The organism is Pseudomonas cichorii, assembly GCF_003700275.1.
In the GTDB taxonomy this organism is placed as follows: domain Bacteria; phylum Pseudomonadota; class Gammaproteobacteria; order Pseudomonadales; family Pseudomonadaceae; genus Aquipseudomonas; species Aquipseudomonas cichorii_B.
Window position 1 is genome coordinate 92,146 of sequence record NZ_RBRE01000010.1, and the last position, 9,289, is coordinate 101,434.

General features: G+C 55.4%; 5 protein-coding genes. 3 read left to right on the forward strand and 2 right to left on the reverse strand.

Features of this window, described 5'->3' with window-relative positions; translation table 11 throughout:
- Positions 1-10: 10 nt before the first annotated feature.
- Together ALQ04_RS02365 and ALQ04_RS02370 are read right to left on the reverse strand one after the other, a co-directional pair.
- On the reverse strand, positions 11-4,294 hold the full coding sequence (locus ALQ04_RS02365; RefSeq protein ID WP_259644881.1) for a PIN domain-containing protein: 4,284 nt from the start codon (positions 4,292-4,294) through the stop codon (positions 11-13).
- Positions 4,295-4,711: 417 nt separating this feature from the next.
- On the reverse strand, positions 4,712-6,166 hold the full coding sequence (locus ALQ04_RS02370; protein ID WP_122314253.1) for an SEFIR domain-containing protein: 1,455 nt from the start codon (positions 6,164-6,166) through the stop codon (positions 4,712-4,714).
- A 288-nt stretch (positions 6,167-6,454) separates the two neighbouring features.
- Here ALQ04_RS02370 and tnpA point away from each other — a divergent pair, with 288 nt between their 5' ends.
- The 3 genes from tnpA (at position 6,455) to tnpC (ending at position 8,842) form a co-directional block, all read left to right on the forward strand.
- Positions 6,455-6,823 (forward strand): IS66-like element accessory protein TnpA, encoded by a 369-nt coding sequence (gene tnpA / locus ALQ04_RS02380; RefSeq protein ID WP_122365723.1) that lies wholly within the window; start codon positions 6,455-6,457, stop codon positions 6,821-6,823.
- Positions 6,820-7,155: an IS66 family insertion sequence element accessory protein TnpB gene (gene tnpB, locus ALQ04_RS27110; RefSeq protein ID WP_122314254.1), complete on the forward strand. Its 336-nt coding sequence runs from the start codon at positions 6,820-6,822 to the stop codon at positions 7,153-7,155. Before tnpA ends, tnpB begins: the two co-directional genes overlap by 4 nt.
- 61 nt (positions 7,156-7,216) lie before the next feature.
- Complete coding sequence (tnpC, locus tag ALQ04_RS02390) at positions 7,217-8,842, forward strand: IS66 family transposase (RefSeq protein WP_122314255.1); 1,626 nt, start codon at positions 7,217-7,219, stop codon at positions 8,840-8,842.
- Positions 8,843-9,289 lie beyond the last annotated feature (447 nt).

The following is a 9,289-nucleotide window of genomic DNA, read 5'->3' on the forward strand; positions in this document are numbered from 1 at the left end:
CGGGAGCAGATCATGCACCACGCTCTCCAGTTTGCTGCCCATCCGAGCCTAGTGCAGGTACTTCACTTCCGGCCTCTACCTGGGTAGCAGTCAACATGGACGGGGCTACCACTGACCAGAATGGGACTGCGAAGGAGTAATTGATCTCCGCACTCAGCGTCACCAGCTTGCAGGGACGCTCGGCTCGCTGCTCAGCCGATTGTAAACTTTGCTCAATGGCCCGACGAGCTGCGGGGCTGATTCTATATCTGTGGAATTTGAGGAAGACATGCTCAAGGGCCAACTGGCAGAAGCCATCTGGACAGTGAGGGTGCCTGAACAACGGCTCAAAGCAGAACTCCATCAATTGGAGCATCACACCTAGGTTGCAGCGTTTTTGCATGTACATCCCGCACACAAAATCTACAAGTACAGGTACAGCAGTGTCGAATGCAAGGTGCTCTTCCGCCAAGTAGCTACGCAAGCGGTTGATGCCAAAATTCGCAAACGTCTCACCCTGGTTCATCATGACGATGAGATCCACCGGCCGAACCGAAACAAAGCTACGCCTGGCCATGACGAGTCGCATTACGGCTCGGGAATATTCCTCCTGCGATAGCCCATCTGCCCGTTGGGCTTCCCTCAGCAACATTTGAGGGGACGCGCCAACGATACCCAGCATGCCGGCAAGATCGCGCAACCGCGCATCAATCGACAGAAGACCTGCACCATACTCTTGGCAAGCGAGCAGGACTGCATGGTCTTCATCGCCCAGGATGTCCTCAAGCATCTGCATCTGCTCGGACGCCTCAGGCGGCCCGTATGCCGGCACCACCTGACAGAACGCCCCGATAGCCGTCTCGATCGATTCGAGATACTCACGATCCTTGCGCCAAGCGTCCTCAGTGAGCTCTTGCATGCCAAGATGGCCACCGTGGGAAAAGAGTGTACCGCTCTTTCGGTAGTGGGCCGATTTCTCTAGCTTTACGTCCAAGAGTTGCTTGGTTGCAGCTGTGACGTACAAACTAGGGAAAAGCTCCAGAACATAGAGCAATCCTAAGGTTGCAAGCTCCACCAGCATCGACAGGTCAATGAGCCATGGCTGATCCTGGGATATATCAGTTGGGAAGACATCCTGGGGGCCTAACCCCGTCGATACTTGGAGAAGCGCCCCTTCATCAGGCCAACCCCTCACGAGTTCAATGACATCCGTACCCAGCAGGCGTGCGAGCAGGCCTATGGTGGCGTGATGCTGACCGTACAGGCTGATGGTATTGAGGCTCTGAGATTTCTTTTGCTCTAGCTGATCGACGAAGAAAGTCGTATCGATCTCGCCGTCATCCCGGGTTGGAATACTCATCGCTACGACTGTCTTGCTCGGGACGACCGAATTGGACACGCGCTCGTAGGAAAGGTCGATCAGGCGTCGATGGAGGGTGATGATCCGTTTAACCGTGAGCGTCTGCTCACCGACCACACTGCTGACGGTTGTGGTATCACCCACTTTCAAACCGAGCAGCCGGGCGGCCCGTGACGAGTCCGCGGCAACGAATTCACCCGCAGGTGCCAGTGGCGGCTCAGAGGCGAAATCGATTGAGACATATCCAGTCCTGCCGGTGCTGTCTTCAAGCTCGACAGCGGTGCCTTCCTCAACCGCAGAGGGAAGGGCATGAACGACCTCAATCTCCTTCGATGCTAGGAACATGAGAGAGATGTGGCCAGCTGCTGCTTCAACGTCCTCGCCATTCAACCGCATGGCACGGTAGATACGGTCAAGGCCACGTTCCTGCAGACCTCTACTGAGCTCTGCGTTGGCCAGCTTTAACTGTTCTTGAGCGGAGCCGTTCAGCTGTGCAGGTAACCTGGCAAGAGCTTCATCCATTCGACCATGGCTTTCGTTCGCCAGAACTTGAATGAGCAGTAACCAGCCTGCGGCCTCACTAGGACTTTCAGCGACGAGCAACTCAGCCATCTCGCGCATTCTTGGCCAGTCACAGGCCTCGCCGTAAACAGTCAGTGCCACTTGGCGGGCGTCTGCTGAGTGTCGCCATTCCCCTGGAAGTGATTCCAATAGGTCTCGAACTTTGGATCTTTGGCCACTGAGCGCGTAGCAGTGCAGTAAATCAACATGCAGGGGACTGAACGCGTCCCTTGGTAGGAGGCGTTCAAGCATCGAAATGGCGTCACCGTAACGCCGCACATGAAGCATCCATTGCGATGCCATGGATAGATCCAGTAGGTCAATGCTCTGCGGTGCGAGCTCAGCAACGCGATCTCCGAAGGCCTGACGCATCTCCTCGTTGCCCGCATACGCCCGGGCAGCAAACACACCATCACATATACTGCTGTTTTGCGGCGTGATACCGAGATGGGCGAGCTCATTCCGCACGGCCTCGTGCTGACCTTCGCGTAACAGCAGCTCCCAGTGCATATGCCTTAGCATACGAGTCGCTCTGAGAGAGACATCCGTATCAGGCTGACTGAGCTGAGCGCTGTAAGCCGCGGCAAGCATTTCCGGATTGTTGGCAATCAGGCACGCCTGCCCAAAAACCACGCGCGCTTCATCAGTGAGCTGTTCAACACGATCAGCGCAGCAAGCAACAGCATCGCTGTGACGCTGGAGATCGCAGAGCGCCTCCAACTCCACCCTAACCGTAAATTCGTCCTCGGGAACACCACGCTGCCTGCCAGCTTCGATCATGTTCAACGCTTCAGTTGGCTCACCCAGCAAAAGATGCGCATACGCCAGGTGAAAGACAATTTCGGTTTTTGTCCTGGGGCTCTGCTCAGCCCATAACACGCCCTCGCGGTCATCGAACTTCGACATGGCGTCTAGGATCAGCACACGCCGATCTTGGGGCTGCGATCGCGTGTTCACGTGGAAGGGGTTGGCAGTGGCCAATCGAAGGACAAACCGGAGATAATTTTCGAGTATGAAAATTGAGCTGTCAGACTGCTCCATTGCCGTCCGGATGGCACCCACCGCGCCTTCATCATCCCCGGCCCCGGCCATTGAGCTGGCTAGCATCTGCCAAGCTCCCGACTTATCACGGAACGCCTCAGGTATTTCTTCGGCCGTCAGTTGCTCTCTGTTTAAGAGCCTCGCATTTATCAGTGCCACCCAGACTGAGTACGAATCCGGGAAGCGCGCGATGGCCTCCTGTCCAACCTGGATCGCAGTCTCTACGTCGTTCTTGAGCATCCACGCCCGGACAAAGCCTGCCGCAATACGCTCATCGTCCTGGTATAGGTTGGCAGCCATTTCGAGGTCTGCCGCGGCTTTAACGTCATCAGCCAAATGCCAGGAACACATCCCACGGAGGAAATACCATCGGGCCTGTTGGTGCGCATCGTATGTGTCAAGACCGTCTTCGAGCACCTCCAACTGAGCCAGCGCATCGCGGTAACGGTGGTCGTTGTGCAGTTGACTGATGCGATCAAGCTGGCGGGAGGCGAGGGTGTTCTCTGATGTCGGGTTCGCTGGCGGAAGCTCATCCGCGAGAAAGCTGCTCGTGGCAGGGCGGCTGCCTGAAAGAAGAGGCGCCAGGTATTCCGCTAGAGGGGCAAGCTGGGTGTGCCGCTCTTGGCTAACAACTACAGTGCCCAAGCTCAGGTCTTTGATGGCTTCACGCATGAGCCGCGCCCTGTGAAAATCTTGAGCTAGGCCTTCCAAGTGCAAGTGGAGTGAGGTCTGGTCGACTTCTGCGCCACTGCCATTCAGCTCAGCACACACACCGACCAGCCTCAACCACACAGCGCCACTGTCCTTATGGGGCAACGTGTGCTGGATCAGTTGCTTCTGCAATCCAACGTCGTGGCTACGATCTGAATCCAGATCATGGGGGAAAAACTTGAGGTGGAGCGCAAACTGCCGCAAATCTTCGTCCGCGACAGGCGCTTCGTTGTAGTGCTCTGCAGCAGCTCTAATAGCCGCGTACGCAGCCCTGTTTCGTTCATTGCTCCCTTCAGCATGAACGCGGGCGCACCAGGTTTCGTGCGACAGCGAGCCAAGCGCAAGCCTCACAACCTCGACAGCGCTTTCCATGTGCGACGAGCTTGCTACGTGGTAAACGATCAGGTTGTCATCGACGCCTCGTTGGAATGCCGGAGCTATGAAGTCGAGCCAGGCAAGACCCACGGACTCTTTGAAAGCTTCGTTACTGGCAATCGCCCGAGGCGACCGCTTCATCTGCATTCTGATGGTAGCTTTCTGGCCGGAGCCAGGAGATACAGCCTGGATCACAAGGTCGTCGGTGTTATGGCCGAACGTCCTGCCTTGGAACAGCAGGGTCTCGATGACAAAGCCCTCACGCAACCCTGCACAGTGGTCGCCAAGGCACATAGCGAGTAGGCGCACTGCCTGGACACGATGTTCGAACGCAACACCTCGTCCACCTGTAGAAATAGGGCTTGCGACCTGTTTCTGCGGGCTTTTCGATTTAGAAGTGGGAGCTTTTGCTGCCTTAGTCCGTGGAGGCCGTGCCATACATGGTTCGCGCAAATGAGATGCTGCCTATCTTATCATTGCGGCCATGATGGTGTGCTACGGCAGTCGAGGATGCCGTATTTGACCGCCATTGCAGGGATGTCGAAGGGGAGAGTTCTACACTGTGCTAGGGTTCAAGGCCCACCATTCTCAGGATGGTAAAGCATCGCGTAGCCAGCTTTCCAAACGATCGGTGCCCCGATGTCCTAGATCGGGGCTTGTGAGTCTGTGAGGAACAGGCTCGGTCTAAGCCGTGGTATCGAGATGTTCAAATCCAGATAAGGTGCGCGGGGTCAATGCCTGGTAATCCCAACGGGGCAGGCTTGCGTTACCCGACTCCATTCCGCTGAGCAGCTCACCGAGTGCGGCTTTATTGTCGATCCCAAGGACGAGTTTCAAGTGTTTAAAATAGCGCTTGGATTTGGATCTGGCGAACAGCTCGAATGGCCCCGAGTGCCGTCCAGCGTAAACGAGCGTCTCTGGATACCAAGGGAACGACTCACTAGGCCGCTGCACGCGATCCCTCAAGAATAATACAAAATCAGCCTGCATCAGCTCCCGCATATTGTAACCACTTGAATGGCTCCGTTGCTCCAGCAGAAATGCCCTCAAGGATGACCGTCCGAGTTTCAAACGGTCATTGCGACGTTCAAACATTTCTGCATAAGTCCGGAAAGCACCGAACGTCACTGTAACATCTCGTCCGTACTCGGATCGACCCGGTAGGTAGAAAGGGCTTCCTATTAGCTCGTTGGCAAATTCGAACTTCTCCTCTTTCAACAGCGTCGCTACCGCGTAAAGGAACAGCTCATGCACGATGAAGCGAAAGTTATCGAAGTCGGTATCTTGGTATTGCGTGATATGATGAGGGCGTTCCTGGTAAGGCAACAGCTTCTCGAAGAAACGATGGATGTGCCTGCGTGCTTCAGCGGTATCGCGGTACCTGGCGACCGTAGAAAATAGCTCTATAGCTTCATTGCGGTAGGGCAAAAAGTCCTCGATGCTGCTCGCAACCTGGTCATCAAAAGGAATATCAGACTGGGGCTTAATACGAAATTGCTCAATACCCTCCGAGAGTACAGTGAGGTAGTCATTGAGTGCAGGTTCGGCAAACGAACGATCGGTTTTTATAGCATCAATAGCACGGCGTAGTTCTGCACTAGTTACTAGCGTGATTGCCCGATTCTCCCGTTCGAGGTAGGCTGGCTTTTTGCCTGTCGGCGGTCGTACGTGCAATGGCTGGTCATGAGCCCAACGGATGAGCCTGTCAAATTCACTGGCGTACCGAGCTGACTCGGACAGATCAATGTAGATGCGTGAAGTGTAGTAGGTTGGCAGATAGGCGTGACCGTGCTCATCCCTTTCACGAACCACCGCTACAAATTTGGTGTTGCTCGCGTTGTTATAAATACCAGCTGAAATGATCTGGGCTTCGGTGCCAACGCCGCCGACGCGCCCGTTTGCTTTCTCGGCATAGACCCGATCACAAAGCAGCGCTATTTTCGTCACGGAGGGATCGGACAGCATCTGCTCCATGAACGCCGAAGCTTCCTGGCCCTCTCTCAAATCCCATTTGTCCAGAATCACATGGATGCCTGCCGCGGCGAGTTCTTCAGCCAACTCCACCACCCATGCTTCGTGCTCTGGAGTGCTCCAACTGTATGACAAAAAGAGCTTTGGTTGGTCTTGGTGTTCCGTCATAGGATCTGGCTTCCTAAAGGATCGGGCACTGTCATTTCTGTCTACGCGCGGCCCGTGCGGCCCTAATGCTATCAAAATAGAAGCATGCGAATCAGGATCGCTAGCTGAATTCCTTTTGCAGGGCGGTGAGATCCATTTTCGCCGCTTCTCTATTGGCAGCAAGGTGGCGTATATGTGTCCAGTGGCCCTTGTTGAGAACCGCACGGAGGTCGACGCCCTCAGTAACCGTCCGGCCAAGTCATCTACCCAGCCCCGCAAAGCCAAGACATGGTGTGCACTTGAATTTAAGTGGACACCAGTTCTAGCTCTTTAAGCGGGTATTTCATGCAGCCAACACGCCGTTCTTATTCCAAGTCCTTCAAAGCCCAAGTCATTCAAGAGTGTGCCCAACCCGGTGCTTCGATTGCCAGCGTCGCACTCAGCCATAATCTCAACGCAAACCTCGTCCACAAATGGATTCGGCTGCAATCGCAGAAAAGCACAGCGCTGCAACCTGCATTTATTCCATTACCCGTGTCGCTGGCTGGGGCAAAATCCCACCCATCATCATCGAATATCTGCGTTGAAATACAGCACACGCGCGGCACCGTAAAAGTGAGTTGGCCCACTGAAAATGCAGCTGCCTGCGCGACCTTTCTTCGAGACCTTTTGCGATGATTCGCATCGACTCCATCTGGCTCGCCACCGAGCCGATGGACATGCGCGCCGGTACCGAGACGGCATTGGCCAGGGTGATCGCAGTGTTCGGTACGGCGCAGCCGCACTGTGCTTATCTGTTCGCCAACCGCCGCGCCAATCGCATTAAAGTGCTGGTGCATGACGGCTTCGGGATATGGCTGGCAGCGCGCCGGTTAAACCAAGGCAAGTTTCACTGGCCTGGCATTCGCCACGGCTCAGAAATGGAACTGGATACCGAGCAACTTCAGGCATTGGTGCTGGGCCTGCCATGGCAGCGTGCAGGTTCTGGAGGCTCGATCACACTGCTTTAGCAGCTGCCATTAGCCCATCGACCTATCGCCGCGAATTGCCTGCTCTGGCAAAATCGGCCCCATGACTTCGCTACCCAATCTCGATCACATGCCCCCTGAACAACTGCGCGCCTTGGCGGCGCAGTTGATGCAGCGTGTCGAGACGCTCGACCACCAGGTCGACACGCTGGGCAAGACGGTAGAAACGCTCGACCAACAAGTTGAGACGATGGGTAAAACCGTTGAGAGCATGGGCAAGAAGATCAACCGTGATCAAACGCTGATCGAAAAACTGACCCACGAAATCGCGCAACTCAAGCGTTTGAAGTTTGCCAAACGCAGCGAGCAGATGAATCCCGAGCAGGCCAGTTTGCTCAATGACCTGATCGATACCGATATCGCGGCAATTGAAGCAGAGCTTCAAAGCTTGCAGGCAGTGATAACTCCGGCTGAGAAAAAGCAGAAGCCCAAGCGCACCACATTACCGGTTGAGTTTCCACGCACGCTGATCCATCACGAACCGGACAACACTCACTGCCCATGCGGCTTCGCCCTCAAGCGCATCGGCGAGGACGTCAGCGAGAAGCTGGACTACACGCCCGGTGTGTTCACTGTCGAACGCCATGTTCGTGGCAAGTGGGTCTGCGATGACTGCGAAACGCTGACTCAGGCACCGGTTCCGGCGCAGGTTATTGATAAGGGCATCCCGACTTCGGGCCTGCTCGCCCACGTCATGATCGCCAAGTTTGCCGACCATCTGCCGCTTTACCGTCAGGAGTCGATCTTTGGTCGAGCAGGCTTGGCGATTCCACGTTCAACATTGGCTCAATGGGTGGGCGTGACGGGCGTGCAGTTGCAGCCTCTGGTCGACGCGCTGCGCGAAGTAGTGCTTGGGCAAGAAGTCATCCACGCAGATGAAACACCGGTGCAGATGCTCATGCCGGGAACAAAGAAAACTCACCGTTCCTATGTGTGGGCCTACGCCACCAGCCAGTTCTCGGACGTGGCAGCGGTGGTTTATGACTTCAGTCCCAGTCGTGCCGGTGAGCATGCTCGCAACTTCCTGCAAGACTGGAGGGGCAAGCTAGTCTGCGATGATTTTGGCGGTTACAAGGCCAGCTTTGAACTGGGCGTGACAGAGATTGGGTGTATGGCCCATGCACGGCGCAAGTTCTTCGAACTGCACGCTACGAATAAAAGCACGCTCGCCGAGCAAGCCCTGCGCTATATCCAGTTGTTGTACGAAATCGAGAGCGAAGTCCGCGATCTGGGGCCGGATTTACGGCGCCGAATACGGCAAGAAAAAGCCGTCCCAGTGATGAATATATTGCATGCCTGGATGATCGCCCAGCGTGACCTCGTGCCCGAAGGCTCAGCCATCAGCAGAGCACTCGATTACAGCCTGAAACGCTGGGCAGCGCTGGCGCGGTACCTTGATGACGGGGCCGTACCCATAGATAACAACTGGTGTGAGAACCAGATCCGCCCTTGGGCTCTTGGACGTAAAAACTGGCTCTTCGCAGGGTCGCTACGCAGCGGAAAACGGGCAGCGGCGATCATGAGCCTGATCCAGTCTGCGAGACTGAATGGTCATGATCCGTATGTTTATCTGAAAGATGTACTCACGCGCCTTCCGACGCAGCGGGCGAGTGAAATAAGCCACCTACTGCCCCACGAATGGACGCCTAATCGTGCCCAACTGAAGTAAGTTAGGCATCCGGCATAAAATCGGTCACGGAGTTGACATGAAAACCCACGCCAAAAATGGACTATTAGAAGGTTCCTGTCATTGTGGAAACGTGCGCGTGTTCATCCCGCATCCACCAGTTCATGCCATCAAATGCAACTGCTCTATTTGCCGGAGACTCGGGGCGCTTTGGGCTCACTATGAAGCTGGTTCAGTAAAGTTCGAGGGGCACCCTCAAAATACCTCATCGTACGTCTGGGGTCAGCAAACCCTGAGGACGATCCGTTGTAGTAATTGTGGGTGTGCCACTCACTGGGAAGCGATCCTCCCTGGGGCAGGTGCTGGTGTTGGGGTGAATATTAATAATTTCGATCAGGAATGGGTCGGAACAACACCCGTGCGCCATTTCGACGGTGCCGATAGCTGGGCATATCTAGACTAGGCAAGGTGCATTGGCTGGACGCTTAC

Coding starts and splice junctions, on each gene's coding strand:
- ALQ04_RS02370 (WP_122314253.1), bottom strand. CDS start 6,166: ATGACGGAACACCAAGACCAACCAAAGCTCTTTTTGTCATACAGTTGG.
- tnpC (WP_122314255.1), top strand. CDS start 7,217: ATGACTTCGCTACCCAATCTCGATCACATGCCCCCTGAACAACTGCGC.
- tnpB (WP_122314254.1), top strand. CDS start 6,820: ATGATTCGCATCGACTCCATCTGGCTCGCCACCGAGCCGATGGACATG.